The organism is Rhodococcus jostii RHA1, from assembly GCF_000014565.1.
Lineage (GTDB): Bacteria > Actinomycetota > Actinomycetes > Mycobacteriales > Mycobacteriaceae > Rhodococcus_F > Rhodococcus_F jostii_A.
Genome location: NC_008268.1, coordinates 2,315,997 through 2,333,795 on the forward strand (window position 1 = coordinate 2,315,997; position 17,799 = coordinate 2,333,795).

The following is a 17,799-nucleotide window of genomic DNA, read 5'->3' on the forward strand; positions in this document are numbered from 1 at the left end:
GGAACCGCACCAAGCAGGTGCCCCGCAGTCCTAGATTGGAAGGGCAGGCCACAGCCAGGGGGCGTCCATGCGACCGTTCGAAGCTCTGCGATCCGCGTTCTCTCTGCGTGTACTGGCGGTGATGCTGCTGGTCGTTTCCGGGTGGGCGGCGCTCGGCCCGCCGTCGGTTTCGGCGGAGCCCCGCATCACCAGGGTGGACGTGTATTCGGAGTCGATGGGCCGGTGGGTGGCCAACGACGTCATCTCTCCCGCATCTGACGGTCCGGCGCCGACCTTCTACCTACTCACCGGCATCGGCGGCGGGTCGGACGGGATCTCCTGGTTCAACAACACCGGTGTGCGGGACTTCTTCGCCGACAAGCATGTCACCGTGGTAATGCCGATCGGCGGCCAGTACAGCATGTACACCGATTGGGATGCCGACGATCCGGTCCTCGGCCGGAACAAGTGGCAGACGTACCTGACGAGCGAACTCCCCGCGGCCGTCGACAGCCGGTTCGCGACCACCGGGTCGAACGCCATCGGCGGGGTGTCGATGGCGGGCGGCGCGGTACTCGACCTCGCCGTGCAGGTTCCGGGGTTCTACCGGGCCGTCGGCTCGTACAGCGGGTGTGCCGCGACGAGCGGACTGCTGGGCCAGGCGATGGTGCGGTCGATGGTGGAATTGCGGGGCGGCGGCAATGCGGCCAACATGTGGGGCTCCGTCGTGGACCCGCGGTGGCGGGTGCACGACCCGATGCTGAACGCCGAACGTCTGCGGGGCACAGAGTTGTTCGTCTCGAGCGGCAACGGACTTCCCGGCAGCATCGACAACCACGACCCGGTGCTGGTGGTGCCTCAGACGATCGGCGGCAGCGTCGTCGAGATGGTGACCAACGTGTGTGCGGCCGCGTTCCAGTCGCGGCTGAATTCGCTGGGGATTCCCGCCACGTTCGCCTACGTCTCGCAGGGCACGCATTCGTGGGGGCTGTTCGAGACCGAGTTACGGGAGTCCTGGCCCGTCATCGGCGGTGCGATCGGGGCGTGACCCCAGGGAGCGCTCCAGGATCGGCCCGATGACCGCGAGCGCTTCCGGCGTGGTCATCCGCAGGTGGTCGCATTCCACCTTGTGCTCGACGATCACGCCGGTGATCGCGGGCTGCCACACGCTCGGCGACGGCCGTTCGCCTTCTTCCCCGTCGGCGGAATGCGCGGCGCTGAAGAACACCAGGTCGCCGTCGAACACCCGCGGCCGGTATCCGGTGGAGATCTCCTTCGAGTTCTCCAGGCCGGTGCTGATGCGACCGAGGAGGGTCGACGCGAACGCGGGGTCGCGGCCGAAGGATCGTCCGAGCATCTCGACCAACTGCTCGCGGTACGACGTGCCGGTGTCGCCGCCCTCGCCCTCGAACTCGACACCCAGCCCGTGCAGCCACTCCTCGGCGTTCACCTCGAGGTCACCGAAGTTGTCGCCCTCCGCGACGTAGCTGTCCATCATCGCGAGTGTGCCGACCTCGGCGCCGGACTCACGGAGTTCGACGGCGACGGCCTGGGCGATGACGCCGCCGAGGGACCAGCCCAGTAGGTGGTAGGGGCCGTGGGGCTGCACCGCGCGCATCTCGACGACGTACCGGTGGGCGAGCTGCGCCATCGACTCGAACGTCGTTCCGCCGCTGAGGATCGGCAGCTGCAGCCCGTACACCGGACGGTCGGGCGAGACGTACTTCATCAGTCCGGCGTATCCCAGCGCAAGCCCGCCTGCCGGGTGCACGCAGAACAGCGCGGGTTGCGCACCGGACGCCCGGAACGGAACGACGACGTTCAGCACGTCGTCCGCGGGCACGCTTCCGAGGGCTGACGGGTCGACGATGCGGCGAGCCAGGCCCTCCGGGCTGGGGTTGCGGAAGATCCACTGCAGGACGACGTCGGTGCCGAGCCGGTCGCGGAGCGCGGACGCCACCCGGGTCGCGACGAGCGAGTTCCCGCCCAATTCGAAGAAGTCGTCGTCGGCCCCGACGCGGTCGATGCCGAGGACGTCGGCGAAGACCTCCGCCACCGCCTCCTCGACCGGGGTGGCGGGTGCCCGGAACTCTCGGGGCGCGAGCACCGGTGCGGGTAGCGCTCGCCGGTCGAGCTTGCCGGTGCGGCCGACGGGCAGCCGGTCGAGCACCACCAGCTGGGCCGGCACCATGTACGGCGCGAGGTGGGATCCGGCGTACCGGAGTACCTCGGCGGTGTCGATACTTGCACCGGCTTCGGCCGTCACGTATCCCACCAGCCGGTCGCCGGTGCCGCTGTGCACGGTGACCGCCGCGCGGCCGACACCGTCGCAGCGGGCCAGCACCGATTCGATCTCGCCGAGTTCCACCCGCTGGCCACGGATCTTCACCTGGAAGTCGTTGCGTCCCACATACTCCAGCCTGCCGATCTCGCTCCACCGCACGAGGTCGCCGGTCCGGTACATGCGGGAGCCGGGTTCGCCGAACGGGTTCGCCACGAAGGATCCGGCCGTCAGCGCCGACCGCCGGTGGTAGCCGCGCGCGAGCCCCGGCCCCGCGACGTACAGTTCCCCGATCACGCCCACCGGAACGGGCTGCAACCAGGTGTTCACCACGATCACCTCGACGCCCCGCCCGGGACCTCCGACGTTCACCGGTTCGTCGGGGGACAGCACCTCGCTGACCGTGGTCTGCACTGTCGCCTCGGTGGGTCCGTATCCGTTGAAGACGAATCGTCCCAGGGTCCAGCGGTCGGCCAGTTCGGGTGGGAACCGCTCGCCCGCGACGGCGAGAATCCGCAGGGACGGGAGGTCCTCGGGACGGAGGGTGTCCAGGATCGTGGGGGTGAAGAACGCGTGCGAGACGTGTTCGCTCGCGAGGAGTTCGGCCAGTTCCCGTCCCCCGAGGACGGTCGGTGGCACGACGACCAGTGTCGCGCCGACGGCGAACGCCATCAGCAGTTCGAACAATGACGCGTCGAAGCTCGGCGACGCGAGATGCGACACCCGCGCACCGTGCATGGACGCGAACCGTTCCCGTTCCTCGACTGCGAGATTCGCGAGTCCGCCGTGCGTGAGCACGACCCCCTTCGGTGTTCCCGTCGACCCCGACGTGTAGAGCAGGAAAGCCGCGTGTTCGACCCTCAGCGGGCGGAGACGATCGGCGTCGATCACCGGGTCGCCGGAGTATCCGTTCGCCACCTCGGGATCGTCGAGCAGCAGCCACGGCACCACCCCGGGCAACCGGTCACGGTACGCCGTCACCGTCAGCCCGAGCACCGCACCCGAATCCTCGAGCATGCCGCCGGTGCGCGCGGGCGGCAGGGTGGGATCGACCGGCACGTACGCCGCCCCCGATTTCGCGACCGCCCACACCGACAGCACCCATTCGATCGATCGCGGCACGCCGATCGCGACGAACGCGTCCGGACCGGCACCTCGGCGGATCAGGGCCCTGGCCAGCCGGTTCGACCGCTCGTCGAGTTCCCGGTACGTCACGATGACGCCGTCGCACGACACTGCGGTGGCCCCCGGGGCGGGCGCGGCGCCGGCGGTGAGGACGTCCGGGAGGGTGCGTTCCGCGACCGCGGGGAAGCCGCGCACGGGCACGAGTTCGTCCCGTTCGAGGGCATCGAGGATCTCGAGGTCGCCGACCCGGATCGACGGGTCGGTGACGGCCGCATCGAGCATTCGGACGAACCGGTCGGCCAGGCCGGCGACGGTTTCGGCGTCGAAAAGGTCGGTGGCGTAGGTGAAACCGGCGGTGATGCCTGCCGGCGTTCCGTCGTCCGTGTACTCCTCGGACAACGTCAGTTGCAGGTCGAACCTGGCGATCGTGGCACCGAGGTCGATGCCCTCGACCTCGACGCCGGGCAGCGAAAGGTCGGGGCGTTCGACGTTCTGGAACTCGAGCAGCACCTGGAACAGCGGTGAATGTGCCGTCGAGCGGGGCGGATCGAGCGCTTCGACGACCTTCTCGAACGGCACCTCGGCGTGGGCGTACGCACCGAGATCGACGTCACGCACCTGCTCGAGCAGTTCGGAGAACCGGCTCGCGTCGGAGACGAGGGTCCGCAGCACCACGGTGTTGACGAACATTCCGACGACGTCGTCGAGTGCGGCCTCGCCGCGCCCGGCCACCGGGGTGCCGACGGCGATGTCCTCGGTGCCGGACATCCTCGCGAGGAAGGCGGCCAGCGCGGCGTGCGCGACCATGAACACGGTCGACTGGTGCGTGGACGCCGTCGCCAGCAGCCGGCGGTGCAGACCGGCGTCGATCTCGAATCCGACCCTGCTCCCGTCGGGCGTGCGTTGCATCGACCGCGGGCGGTCGGAGGGCAGGTCGAGGGCGGCGGGGAGACCGGCCAGCGTGGTGCGCCAGTAGTCCAGTTGCTGCGACACCATCGACTGCGGATCGTCTTCCGCCCCGAGGAGTTGGCGCTGCCAGAGCGTGAAGTCGGCGTACTGGACCGTCGGCGGATGCCACTCCGGGGCGTGCCCGGCCGCCCGCGCGGTGTACGCCACCATCATGTCGCGTGCGAGCGGGACCATCGACACGCCGTCCGCGACGATGTGGTGGACCACGACCAGCAGCACCCTGTCGGTGTCGGAGGTCTCGAACACGGCGGCCCGCAAGGGGATCTGCCCGGTGACGTCGAACCCTTCCGAGACGGCCGCCGACAGCCGTTCCTGCAACTCCGCGTCACTCGACACGGTCGCGACGGGCAGGTCCGGCACCGAATCCGCAGCCGCGAGGATCACCTGCACCGGTTCGTCGCCGGCCATCGGAAACCGGGTGCGGAGCGATTCGTGACGCTCCACCACATCGGTCATCGCGGACCGCAGTGCGTCGAGGTCGAGTGCGCCGGTGAGCCGGAACGCCATGGCGATGTTGTAGGCGGGCGAAGAGGTGTCGAACTGGTTGAGGAACCACATGCGGGTCTGGGCCAGGGACAGGGGAATACGCTCGGGGCGCGGCGCCGCCCGCAACTCCGGCCGGTGCGTCAGCACTCCTGCTTTCGCCGCGCGCTCCGCGAACCCTGTCACGGTGGGCGCCTCGAACAGAGCGTGCACGCCGACGTCGACGCCGAGAGCGGCATCGACCCGTGCAACGACCCGGGTGGCCGACAGCGAATCTCCGCCCAACCGGAAGAAGTTGTCGTCGGCACCGACGCGGTCGACACCGAGGACGTCGCCGTACACCTCGGCGATGACGGCCTCGAACGGGGTTGCCGGAGCCCGGAATCGACGCACCGGAGCGTCCGGTGCGGGGAGTGCGGCACGATCCAACTTCCCACTCGCCGTCACCGGCAACTCCCCCAACACCACCACCACCGACGGCACCACACCCCCCGGCAACACCGACCCCGCAAACTCCACCACCACACCCGGATCCACCCGCACCCCCACCTCCGGCACCACATACCCCACCAACCGACCACCCTCACCCACCACCACCACCACCGCAGCCGCCACCCCCGGACACCGCCCCAACACCGACTCCACCTCCCCCAACTCCACCCGCTGCCCCCGCACCTTCACCTGAAAATCAGCCCGCCCCACAAACACCAACGACCCCAACCCATCCCACCGCACCAAATCCCCCGTCCGATACAACCGCGAACCCACACCCCCGAACGGATCCGCCACAAACGACGCCGCCGTCAACCCCGCCCGCCCCAAATACCCCCGCGCCAACCCCGCACCCCCCACATACAACTCCCCCACCACACCCACCGGCACCGGCCGCAACCACCCATCCAGCACCACCACCTCCACCCCCACCGCCGGACCACCCACCGTCACCACACCCCCCGCCACCAACGCATCACTCACCGTCGCCTGCACCGTCACCTCAGTCGGCCCATACGCATCGAACAACTCCCGCCCCGGCGCCCACCGCGCCACCAACTCCGACCCCAACACCTCCCCCGCCACCACCAACACCCGCACCGACCCCAACGCCCCCTCCTCCACCGTCGCCAACACCGACGGCGTCACAAAACAATGCGTCACCCCATTGACCCCCAACCACTCCCCCAACGCCGCACCCCCGAACACCCCCGGCGGCGCCACCACCAACCGCGCCCCCACCGAAAACGCCATCAACCACTCGTACACCGACGCATCAAAACTCGGCGACGCCACATGCGACACCCGACACCCCGACCACAAACCAAACCGAACCCGCACCTCCTCAACCAAATTCGCCAACCCCCCATGCGTCACCACCACCCCCTTCGGACGCCCCGTCGACCCCGACGTATACATCACATACGCCGCACACCCACCCACCAACCGCCTCGTCCGCTCCCCATCCGACACCACACCCCCCGACACCCCCTCCACCACCGACACATCATCAACCCGCAACCACTCCACCACCGACGGCAACACCACCCCCGACACCGACAACCCCACCACCGCACCCGAATCCACCAACAACTCCCGCACCCGCACCTCCGGCAACACCGGATCCACCGGCACGAACGCCGCCCCCGACTTCACCACCGCCCACACCGCCACCACCAACTCCACCGACCGCGGCACCGCCACCCCCACCACCAACTCCGGACCCACACCCCGCCCGATCAACACCCGCGCCCACCGATTCGACCACTCATCCAACTCCCCATACGACAACTCCACACCCCCACACGACACCGCCACCCCACCCCCACCCAACCCCACACCCCCCGCCAAAATCTCCGGCAACAACCGCACCCCCACACCCACCCCACCCCGCACCGGCACCAACACCCCCCGCTCACCCGAACCCAACACATCCACACGAGCCACCGTGACATCCGGATCGGAGGCCATCGCCTCGAGCACCCGGGTGACCCGGCCTGCCATCGCGTCGACGGTGGCCCTGTCGACCAGGTCGGGTCGGTAGTGAAACGTCATGCGCAGCTGCGTGTCCACCGAGAAGGCGACGCTCAGCGGATAATGTGTGGCGTCGACGCCGCGCACGTCGACCACCCGGATGCCGGCGAGGTCGGTGTTCTCGGTCAGGCCTCCCCGGTCGATCGGGTACGACTCGAAGACGGTTGCCGTGTCGAACCCGATGTCGGGGCCGGCTGCTCGCTGGATGTCGGCGAGACCGAGGTGGTGGTGGTCGAGGAGGGCTGCCTGTTCCGCTTGTGTCCGGTCGAGCAGTCGGCCCAGCGTTTCCCGGGGGTTCAGCGTGATGCGTGTGGGCACGGTGTTGACGAACAATCCGATCATCGATTCGACGCCGGTCAGGTGCGGCGACCGCCCGGACACGGTGCTTCCGAACGTCACGTCGTGGCGGGACGTCGCAGCGCCGAGCACGATGCCCCACGCCACCTGTGTCACCGTGTTCAGTGTCGTGTTGCGGGTACGCGCCAGGGTGGTGAGGTCGGCGGTCAGATCCTCGGGCAGGGTGAACAGGGCGCTCTCGGGAGGGGCCGACAGCGGCCGTCCCCGTGCGTCCGCCAGCAGCAGTGTCGGACCGTCGACGCCGGCGAGCGCGGTCGCCCACGCCGCTCGTGCTTCCGCGGGGTCCCGGCGATGCAGCCACGACAGGAAGTCTCGGTAGGGCCGGGGTCGCGGCAACGCCGACCCATCGTCTCCGGCCATGTAGAGCGCGAGCAGTTCGCGGATCGCCAACGGCATCGACCATCCGTCGAGGAGGGTGTGGTGATTGGTCCACACGAGCCGCGATTCGTGGCTGCCGGTCGTCACGAGCAGGAACCGCACCAGTGGGGCCCGGGTGGTGTCGAACGGCGCGGCCCGGTCGGCGGTGAGGGCCCGGTCCAGTTCGGCGGTGCGCGCGGCCTCGGGCAGGTCCGTGAGGTCGATCTCGCGGAACGGCAGGTCGACGGCAGCGGGAACCACCTGGACGAAGGTTCCGTCTCGGGCGGGGACGAACGCCACCCGCAGATTCGCGTGCCGATCCAGCAATGCCTGTGCGGCGCGGCGCATCCGGTCCGGGTCGACGTCCCCCTTCAGGTGCAGTTCCACCTGCACCGTGTACGCGTCGATCGACGGTTTCGCGAGCAGGGCGTGGAACAGCAACCCGGCCTGCAGGGGTGCGGGCGGCCACACGTCGGTGAGCGCGCCGAAGCGCTCCTCCCAGGTGTCGAGGTCGCTCTGGGTCACGTCGACGAGGGGAACGTCCGACGGTGTGAGTCCGCCTGCGTCCCCGCCGCGAGCGTGGGACACCAATGCGGACAACGCTTCCCGCCACCGTTCTGCCAGCGTGTCCACCTCGGCATGTGCGAGCAGGGTGTCCGGGAAACCGAACCCGACCCGGAGTCGTCCGCCGATCACGATCGCGTTGACCTCGATGGCGGCAGACGCCGGCATGTCGGGGTCCGGGACGTACCGCAGGTCGCCGAACCCGTCGGCGGGGCTCCAGCCGACCGCGGTGTCGTGATCCGCCGAATCCGGAACCTGTCCGAGGTAGTTGAAGCTGATCTGCCCGGGTTCGGTTCTCGGCAGGCTGCCGGCCGTGTCCGGATTCAGGTAGCGGAGCAGTCCGTAGCCGATCCCCATGTCGGGCACTGCCCGGAGGTGTTCCTTCACGCGTTTCACGGCGCTGCCCATGTCGTGGCCGCCGGTCAGCGCGTCGTCGAGGTCGATACCCTGGAGATCGACGCGGACCGGAAAGACCGTGGTGAACCAGCCGACGGTGCGGGACAGGTCGGCGCCCGGCACCACCTGCTGCTCCCGGCCGTGCCCTTCCAGCCGGATCAGCATCGACGTTCCCGGGATCCCCCGCTCGGCTCGCCACCTCGACGACGCCACCACCAGCGCCGTCAGCAGGACGTCGAGGACACCCCCGTGATACAGCCCCGGCAGGCGTGTGAGCAGAACAGACGTATCGTCGGGGGCGGTCTCGACACTCACGTCCCGCAGCGCAGTCGCGAGGTCCCGGCCCGGGTCGAGGGGGCGTTCGGTGATCGGCGGGTCGGGGCCGTCGACGACGTTCTGCCACCACACCAGTTCGGCGGCTCTCTCGCTTCGGATAGCTTCGTCGGCCAGCGCGTGCGCCCATCGGCGCATCGACGTCGCCGGTTCCGGGAGGGACGGCACGCTCCCTGTGCTGACCTGGTACCAGGCGGCGGCGAAGTCGGGCAGCAGAATCCGCCACGACACCCCGTCGACCGCGAGGTGGTGCGCGACCACGATCACTCGTCCCGTCCGGGCCGGGGGCGCGGCGGAGGGCTCCGGGTCGAGCCACACGAACTGGACGACCACCCCGTCGGACGGGCGCAATCTCTCCACGGCCGCCTGGTGTTCGGTCGCGAGCAGGTCTGCCAGCGTGCCGGGATCGGTCGCCGGGTCGAAGGCGATGCGTCGGACCAGTGTGTCGGCGTCGATCTCGGTTGCGGCACGAGTCTCCATCTGCCACTGCCCGTTCGCGTCCTGGTAGAGCCGCGACCGCAGCATGTCGTGTCGTGCGAGCACCGCCGTGATCGTCGCGAGGAGCCGGTCGGGGTCGATGCCGTCCGGGAGGTCGAGCAGCACGCTCTGGCTGAACCGCTCGAAGTGCCCGCCGCGCTCGATCAGGTACCGGACCACCGGCGTCGGCGGGAACGTGCCGATTCCGCCGCCCGCGAGTTCGGCGAGGGCGATTGTGGTCTCACCGTCCGCGATCTCCGATTCCGCCGCGAGCGCGGCCACGGTCCGGTGCTCGAACACCTGCTGCGGCGTGAACACCAATCCTCGTGCCTTGGCACGGGATACGAGCCGGATCGACAGGATGCTGTCGCCGCCCAGCGCGAAGAACGACTCGTCCAACCCGACGTGGTCGAGCCCGAGTACCTCGGCGAACACCGACGCCAGCGTGTGCTCCGCCGCTGTCCGTGGCGCGCGGTGTGGTCCGCGGGCAACGACGGGTGCGGGGAGTGCGGCACGATCCAACTTCCCACTCGCCGTCACCGGCAACTCCCCCAACACCACCACCACCGACGGCACCACACCCCCCGGCAACACCGACCCCGCAAACTCCACCACCACACCCGGATCCACCCGCACCCCCACCTCCGGCACCACATACCCCACCAACCGACCACCCTCACCCACCACCACCACCGCAGCCGCCACCCCCGGACACCGCCCCAACACCGACTCCACCTCCCCCAACTCCACCCGCTGCCCCCGCACCTTCACCTGAAAATCAGCCCGCCCCACAAACACCAACGACCCCAACCCATCCCACCGCACCAAATCCCCCGTCCGATACAACCGCGAACCCACACCCCCGAACGGATCCGCCACAAACGACGCCGCCGTCAACCCCGCCCGCCCCAAATACCCCCGCGCCAACCCCGCACCCCCCACATACAACTCCCCCACCACACCCACCGGCACCGGCCGCAACCACCCATCCAGCACCACCACCTCCACCCCCACCGCCGGACCACCCACCGTCACCACACCCCCCGCCACCAACGCATCACTCACCGTCGCCTGCACCGTCACCTCAGTCGGCCCATACGCATCGAACAACTCCCGCCCCGGCGCCCACCGCGCCACCAACTCCGACCCCAACACCTCCCCCGCCACCACCAACACCCGCACCGACCCCAACGCCCCCTCCTCCACCGTCGCCAACACCGACGGCGTCACAAAACAATGCGTCACCCCATTGACCCCCAACCACTCCCCCAACGCCGCACCCCCGAACACCCCCGGCGGCGCCACCACCAACCGCGCCCCCACCGAAAACGCCATCAACCACTCGTACACCGACGCATCAAAACTCGGCGACGCCACATGCGACACCCGACACCCCGACCACAAACCAAACCGAACCCGCACCTCCTCAACCAAATTCGCCAACCCCCCATGCGTCACCACCACCCCCTTCGGACGCCCCGTCGACCCCGACGTATACATCACATACGCCGCACACCCACCCACCAACCGCCTCGTCCGCTCCCCATCCGACACCACACCCCCCGACACCCCCTCCACCACCGACACATCATCAACCCGCAACCACTCCACCACCGACGGCAACACCACCCCCGACACCGACAACCCCACCACCGCACCCGAATCCACCAACAACTCCCGCACCCGCACCTCCGGCAACACCGGATCCACCGGCACGAACGCCGCCCCCGACTTCACCACCGCCCACACCGCCACCACCAACTCCACCGACCGCGGCACCGCCACCCCCACCACCAACTCCGGACCCACACCCCGCCCGATCAACACCCGCGCCCACCGATTCGACCACTCATCCAACTCCCCATACGACAACTCCACACCCCCACACGACACCGCCACCCCACCCCCACCCAACCCCACACCCCCCGCCAAAATCTCCGGCAACAACCGCACCCCCACACCCACCCCACCCCGCACCGGCACCAACACCCCCCGCTCACCCGAACCCAACACATCCAGCCCGGCGAGCGGTGTATCCGGTGCCCCGACCGCGGCGGCGAGGATGTGGGAGAGGCGCTGCGCGTCGCCGGGTCCGTGCACGTCGACGGTCCAGGACCCGTCGCGGTCGTCGACGTCCACGACCATCCCGTCGCCGCCGGAGTCCCATCGCTTCACGACGGCGACGGCACCCTCGCCGATGCGCTCGACGCCGAGCGGTTCCCGCATGCCGCCCGCCACCGGGCAGGAGTCCGCCGCGCCATCTTCGGAAGCGAGGTACCGGTGTCGTCGGGATCGCCGGAGCTGCAGACCCACGTGCCGTGTCAGCGTGTCGAATGTGAGTTGCGGTGCGAGGGAAAGTCTCACGGGTGTGGTGGATCCGCGCGACCGGTGCCCGACCAGAACGTCGTCGACGGCGGTGCGGCTGTGCAAGTACACCGCCAGCGCGGCGAGCAGGACAGCGTCGGGACCACCGCCGCTGCGGCGTGCGAGCCGCACGAGCGCGCCGTCGGCGGGAACGGTGAACGGGCCGAGGTTCTCCCCTCCGGCGATCGGTTCGGGCGGGGTCTCGTGTCGCGACGCTCCGGCGAGCAGGTGCTCCCAGTAGCGGCGGTCGTCCGCCCACGCGGCGCTCTCGCGGTATCGCGCATCGGCGGTCAGCGGAACGGAGGGCGACACGAACGGCCGGGACTCGGGCGGCGAGGTGGGAGCGGCGGCCCCCGTCTCGTAGGCCTCGGCGGTGCGGCGGACGATCACCGTCATGCCCGGTTGGTCGTTCACCAGCCGGTGGTAGCGCTGGAACCACCCGTATCTGCCGTGGGGCAGCCGGAACAGGACGTGCACGTACAGCGGTCCGGTGCCGGGTTCCATGGGGCGGTTCAGCTCGTGGTCGATCCACGTCGTCACGAGTCGGCCGGGATCGTCGGACGCGGCGGCGTCGAGGACGTCCGCGCCGGTCACCGCGGCGCCGGTGACCTGGCCGGGTTCCGGGCCGTCGAGCACGAAAGTACTGTGCAGGCCGGTGCATTCGGCCAACGTCTTCTGCAGTGCCCGGCAGAATCGGTCTTCGTCGAGCGGCCCGTCGAGTTCGAGATACTGACCGAAGGAGGCGTCGCGCGCCCCGGCACGGAGCACCGCGAGCTGGTCGTAGGTGAGGGGCAGCACCTCACCGGTACTCATGGAATCCTCGCCCGGTCTTACGCCCGAGATGACCGGCCTCGACCAGGGCGACGAGCGACTCGGGCGGGCGGTAGTGGTCGTCACCGGTCAATTCGCGCAGCGCGGTCATCGTGTCGTGGACGTTGTCCAGGCCGATCAGGTCCGCGGTCCGCAGTGGTCCCATCGGGTGGCCGAGGCAGCCTTCGAACAACGCATCGGTGGTCTCCGCGTCGGCGATTCCGTCGCCGAGCGCGGCTGCCGCCTCGGCGATGCACAGCATGAGGACACGGTTGAGCAGGAATCCGGGTCCGTCGCCGACGACGATGCCGGTCTTGTTCAAGGAGGCGAGGAGCGCCAGCGCACGGTCCAGCGACTGCGGCGACGTCCGCGGTCCCCGCACCACCTCGACGGTGTCCTTGAGCGGGGCGGGGTTCATGAAGTGCAGTCCGACAACCCGTTCCGGCCTCGTGGTGGTGTCCGCGAGACGGTCGACGGGGATGCCGGAGGTGCACGACGCGAGTAGCGCGTCGGGTGCGCACACACGGTCCAGTTCGGCGAAGACCTTCTCCTTGAGGTCGATTCGCTCGGGGACGCATTCGATGACGACGGCGGCGTCTCGCAGATCGGTCATCTCCCCGGTCCAGTGCACCCGCGCGGTGACCTCGGCGGGTTTCGGGCCACCGGCCCTGCCGAGCAGTATCGCCAGCCGCAGCGAGTCGCGCATCCGCGACCGGGCCTGGTCGACAGCCTGCGGGTCGGGGTCGACGACGATCACGTCGTGGCCGGCCTGCGCGAGACATTCGGCCACCCCGGCGCCCATGGTTCCCGCCCCGACCACACCGACGCTCATCACGCTGCCACTCGTCATCGCACTGCCTCCGTGGTGAAGCCGGTGTCGTCCTGGTGCACGTACTCCATTGCCACCTCCTGGGTGGGCAGGTCGGGGTGAGCCTCGAGTCCGGGCAGCAGCCGCTGGAGGTCGGTGAGCATCGCGGTGGCCGTGCTCCGGTCGAAGAGGTCGGTGGCGTAGTCGAGTTCGAGGGTGAGCGCCGTGGTGCCGCGGGTCCACGACAGCCCGAGTTCGACGGGTGACAGGTCGGCCGGCTCGGCATTGTCGTCGCGCTCTCCGTCGTAGCGCACCGGGAAGTGCTGCGTCGCCGTGCCGGCCGCGCGATTCTCCGAGGACAGCTCCCGGCGTACGGTCTCCACCAGTTCCGGGTAGGTGGGGTCGCCGGACAGGTCCACGGCCACGAGCCGCGGCGGGGCTTCCGGCCCTGTGGCCGTGCCCACCGCCACCTCGTCCTGCGCCGTGTACCAGGCGAGGAGGGTGAGCCAGGCGGCGAGCAGTTCCGGATGCCCCGGCTCTCCGTCGAGCGCCGCAGTCACCCGTGCGGTCGAATAGCGCGGCGGTTCCGCACCGGTCGAGGGCTGCCGCGGCCGATCCGCCGGGACCAGGGGCGGCGACACCAGTCGCGACGCCGGCGCCGGAGCCGCGCCGGTCAGGAACACGGAAATGGGGTGTGTACGCGGAGAATCCGCGACACCGTCGAGGATGCGAACGTACTCGGCGCACAACGCGGCGGCAGTTTGCTCGGTGAACAGTTCCGTGCTGAACTCGAGCCCGGCCGCCATGCCGTCCTCGCCGGCCCGCTCCGTGGTGACGAGGGTGAGATCGAACTTGGCCGTGCCGGATGGCACCCCGCCGAACGCGATGGCCGCGGGATCCTCCTGGTCGAACAGCGTCTCGGTGAGTCCTTGCTGCGACTGCAGCGCCGGCAGTTCCTGGTGGACGTGGCAGACGTCGAACAGGGGTGTCCGGCTCAGGTCCCGGTCGCCGGTGAGTGCGGTGACGACGCGGTCGAACGGGATCTCCTGGTGTTCGAGGGCGCCGAGCACCACATCACGCACGCGTGCGCACAATTCCGCGACGGTCGGGTCCCCGGACAGGTCGGCGCGCAGCGCCACCGTGCTGTTGAAGTACCCGATCATGCCGGACAGTTCCGGTCGGTTACGTCCGGTCGTCGGTGTGCCGACCACGAGGTCGCGCTGGCGGCTGCGGCTCGCCATGAGGAGGTAGAACGCGGAGAGCAGCACCACGAACAGCGAGACGGACTCCCTGCGTGCCACGGCCCGCAGGCTCCGTGTCAGGTCCTCGGAGACGGTGAACGTGTGGAACGCGCCGGTGAAGTTCTTTCGCTCCGGGCGTGGGAAGTCGGTGGGCAGCCGGAGCAGCGGAACGTCCTCCAGGACGGTTCTCCAGTATTCGAGTTCGGGGTCGAGCGCGGCGCTCGCGATCAGTTCCCGCTGCCACAGGGCGTAGTCCCAGTACTCGATGGGGAGCGGGGCGAGGTCGGCGCGGCGACCGGCGCGGCGTGCCGCGTACAGGGCGGGCAGTTCCTGCTCGAAGATCCTCGGCGAACCCCCGTCGTTGACGGAATGGTGGGTGGTGACCTGCAGGACGTGCTCGTCGGGGCCGATCCTGATGAGCAGTGCCCGCACGAGCGGGTCGGTGGCGAGGTCGAACGGTGCCACCGCGGCCTCGTGTACGAGTGCCCGGGCCGCGGCCACCGGATCCGGTTCGCCCGACACGTCGGCGGTGCGGAAGAAGTCGCCGAGGGATTCGCGGATCCGCAGTTCCGGCTCCCCGTCCACCTCGACGTAGTTGGACAGCAGCACCCGATGCCGTGCGGCGAGATCGTCCCACATACCCCGGACGGCGGATTCATCAATCGGCCCGTGCAATTCGCTGACCATCGGCAGGTTGTAGATGGTCGTGACGGCGTCGAGTTGGTGATGGAACCACATGCGTACCTGACCGAAAGACATCACGTGCCGCCCCCGCGGCATGATCGGGGGCAGCCCACCGGACGCGGACGTGCCGTCCGCGAGGAGTGCGGCGAAGTCTGCGACCTTCGGCCGCTCGTACAGGTCGATGAGTTTGGGCCGGACCCCGTATCGGTCCGACACCCGGTCGACGAGTTGCATGCCGATGAGCGAGTTTCCACCGAGGTCGAAATAGTCGTCGTCGGCGCCGACGTCCCTTTCGCTGTGAAGCAGCTCGCGCAGTGTCGTCTGCAACCAGTCGAGGCTGTCTTCCGGCGCGGCCGTCGCCGATTGCGGGCTCGGTTCCGCCGACGGATTGTCCGGGGCGTCGGCCCAGTCGGGTTGGCCCGGGAGGTCGAACCAGCACCGCGAACCGCGCAGCGGGTGTCCGGGTAGGCGCACTCGCCAGGCAGAGTCGTCACCGCGGTCGACGGCTGCCCAGTCGAGGTCGATTCCGCGCTCGTACAGCCCGGCGAGGAGGTGTGTGACCGCGTCGGATGTGTCCGTCGCGCGAAGTATTTCGGCATCTGGCGTGTCGCGGAGGGCATCGGCGAGCAGTGCCCCGAGGCGTCCCTCCGGGCTCGGCTCCACGAAGACGACGGGTCCGTCCGCGAGCATGCCCTTCGCGACGGCGACGAGCCGGTCCGTGTCGATCGAGGGATCCGCGGCCGCGGCGGTGATGTCGGCGGCCTCCACCGCCGACAGTGCGTCCCGCACATACCGGGCCGCGTACCGGGACACGCCACCGCTGAGGACGGCGTCGACGGTGACGCCGGCGGCGCGGAGGTCCCGGTGGACGGCGATCTGGCCTGCGAGGAGGTCCGCCTCGTCGCCGGTGGCGGGAAGCTCCGACGGCAGGCTGCGGCCACGCAATGCGGGCGGCATCCGGTCGGGTGACAGCAGCAACGCCACGGCGGGGCGTTGCCGGGTGGGCGGTGCGGAGTCCTCGCCGCGGGCGACGAGTTCGGCGGCGCGCGCAGCGAGCGACTGCGAGAGTTCGGCAATGCTGCGTGCGTGCACCGCCACCCGGTGGTCGTGGTGCGGGCGGCCGCGGTTGAGGGTGAACGCCACATCGTCGAGGTCGTGCCCGCGCACGGCCGTCGCCAGTTCGGCACACAGCGTCGCCAGGGCGCCCACGCTCTTCGCCGACACCCCGACCAGCCGAGTCGTCGTGCCGGCGCGGGATCCGGCGGCACGCTCCGGCGGCTGTTCCACCACGCAGTGTGCGTTGATGCCGCCGAGGCTGAACGAACTCACCCCGGCCCGCCGGGGTCCGGTCTCGTCGCTCCACATCCGGGCCTCGGTGACCACCTCGATTCCGTTGCCCGCGAGGTCGACTCCGCCGGTGGGTCGTTCGAAGTGCAGCGACGGGTACAACTCGCCGTGCTCGACACTCAGGATCGCCTTCACGAGACCGGACACCCCGGCGGCGTGGTCGAGGTGACCGATGTTGGTCTTCACCGAACCGATCGGCAGGACGCCGGGACGGTCCCGGAACGCGGACGTGATCCCTTCGAGTTCGACCGCGTCGCCCAGTGGAGTTCCCGATCCGTGGGCCTCGAGGTACCCGGCATCGTCCGGGGTGAGACCCGCCTTCTGCCAGGCCCGGGAGATGACGGCCACCTGCGCCCGCGCGCTCGGGGAGCTGATGGTTGCGGACGAATGCCCGCTGGATACCGTTGCGGTGCCGCGGATCACGGCGTGGACCGGGACGCGATCCGCGCGGGCGCGGGCCATGGTGGTGAGGAGAAGAGCCGCCCCACCCTCCCCGACCGCGGTGCCGTCCGCGTTCGCGTCGAACGCGCGGCAGCGCCCGCCGGGAGACATCAGTTCCGCGGATCCCTCCGCCATGTCCGCGCGGAGGCCGTTCACCCGCAGACTGACTCCGCCCGCGAGGGCGAAATCGGCGTCACCCGACCGCAGCTCCCGGCAGGCGTGCTGCACCGCGATGAGCGACCCGTTGCACCCCGAATCGACGGCGTAGCAAGGTCCGGTGAGGCCGAGCTGGTACGCGATCCGGGCCGGCACCGCGAACGGAACGTTGCCCAGGGTGCTCAGCACACCCGGTTCCGCCCACATCGCCGGATACGTCGAGGTGGCGGCGCTGAACACCACCGCCGTCGCGCTGTCGCGGAACTCGGCCACCGAATAACCGGCGTCCTCGACCGCCTGATACGCGAGGACCAGTGCGAGACGCTGCTGCGGGTCGATCAGCGACGCTTCCCGTTTCGACAGGGTGAAGAACGCGTAGTCGAACGTGGAGATGTCCTCGACGAAACCCATCGCGTGGTAGTGGGAGGGAGGCCCCAGCCCGGTCGCCTTCGCCCGTGACCGGGACAGCGGACGCACCGAGTCCCGGCCCGCCGCGAGGTTGGCGCGGAACTCCGCCAGGTTCGCTGCCTCGGGGTAGCGCGCGGCGATGCCGACCACGGCGATGTCGTCGTCACCCGGTGTGGGATGTCGCACGCTCACGG

General features: G+C 69.8%; 4 protein-coding genes. 1 reads left to right on the forward strand and 3 read right to left on the reverse strand.

Going from position 1 to position 17,799, the window contains the following annotated elements:
- Positions 1-67: 67 nt before the first annotated feature.
- The gene (locus RHA1_RS10765) at positions 68-1,027 is read left to right on the forward strand and encodes an alpha/beta hydrolase (protein WP_009474870.1); all 960 of its coding nucleotides are present in this window, start codon (positions 68-70) and stop codon (positions 1,025-1,027) included.
- Here RHA1_RS10765 and RHA1_RS10770 read toward each other — a convergent pair.
- Genes RHA1_RS10770 through RHA1_RS10780 form a run of 3 tightly spaced genes read right to left on the reverse strand, consistent with a single transcriptional unit; the run spans position 983 to position 17,797 of the window.
- Complete coding sequence (locus RHA1_RS10770; protein ID WP_011595005.1) at positions 983-12,523, reverse strand: non-ribosomal peptide synthetase; 11,541 nt, start codon at positions 12,521-12,523, stop codon at positions 983-985. The genes RHA1_RS10765 and RHA1_RS10770 overlap by 45 nt on opposite strands.
- A complete protein-coding gene (locus RHA1_RS10775; RefSeq protein WP_011595006.1) occupies positions 12,510-13,370 on the reverse strand; it encodes a 3-hydroxyacyl-CoA dehydrogenase family protein in 861 nt (286 codons plus the stop codon). The genes RHA1_RS10770 and RHA1_RS10775 overlap by 14 nt, the downstream gene beginning before the upstream one ends.
- The gene (locus RHA1_RS10780) at positions 13,367-17,797 is read right to left on the reverse strand and encodes a condensation domain-containing protein (RefSeq protein WP_011595007.1); all 4,431 of its coding nucleotides are present in this window, start codon (positions 17,795-17,797) and stop codon (positions 13,367-13,369) included. Before RHA1_RS10780 ends, RHA1_RS10775 begins: the two co-directional genes overlap by 4 nt.
- Positions 17,798-17,799 lie beyond the last annotated feature (2 nt).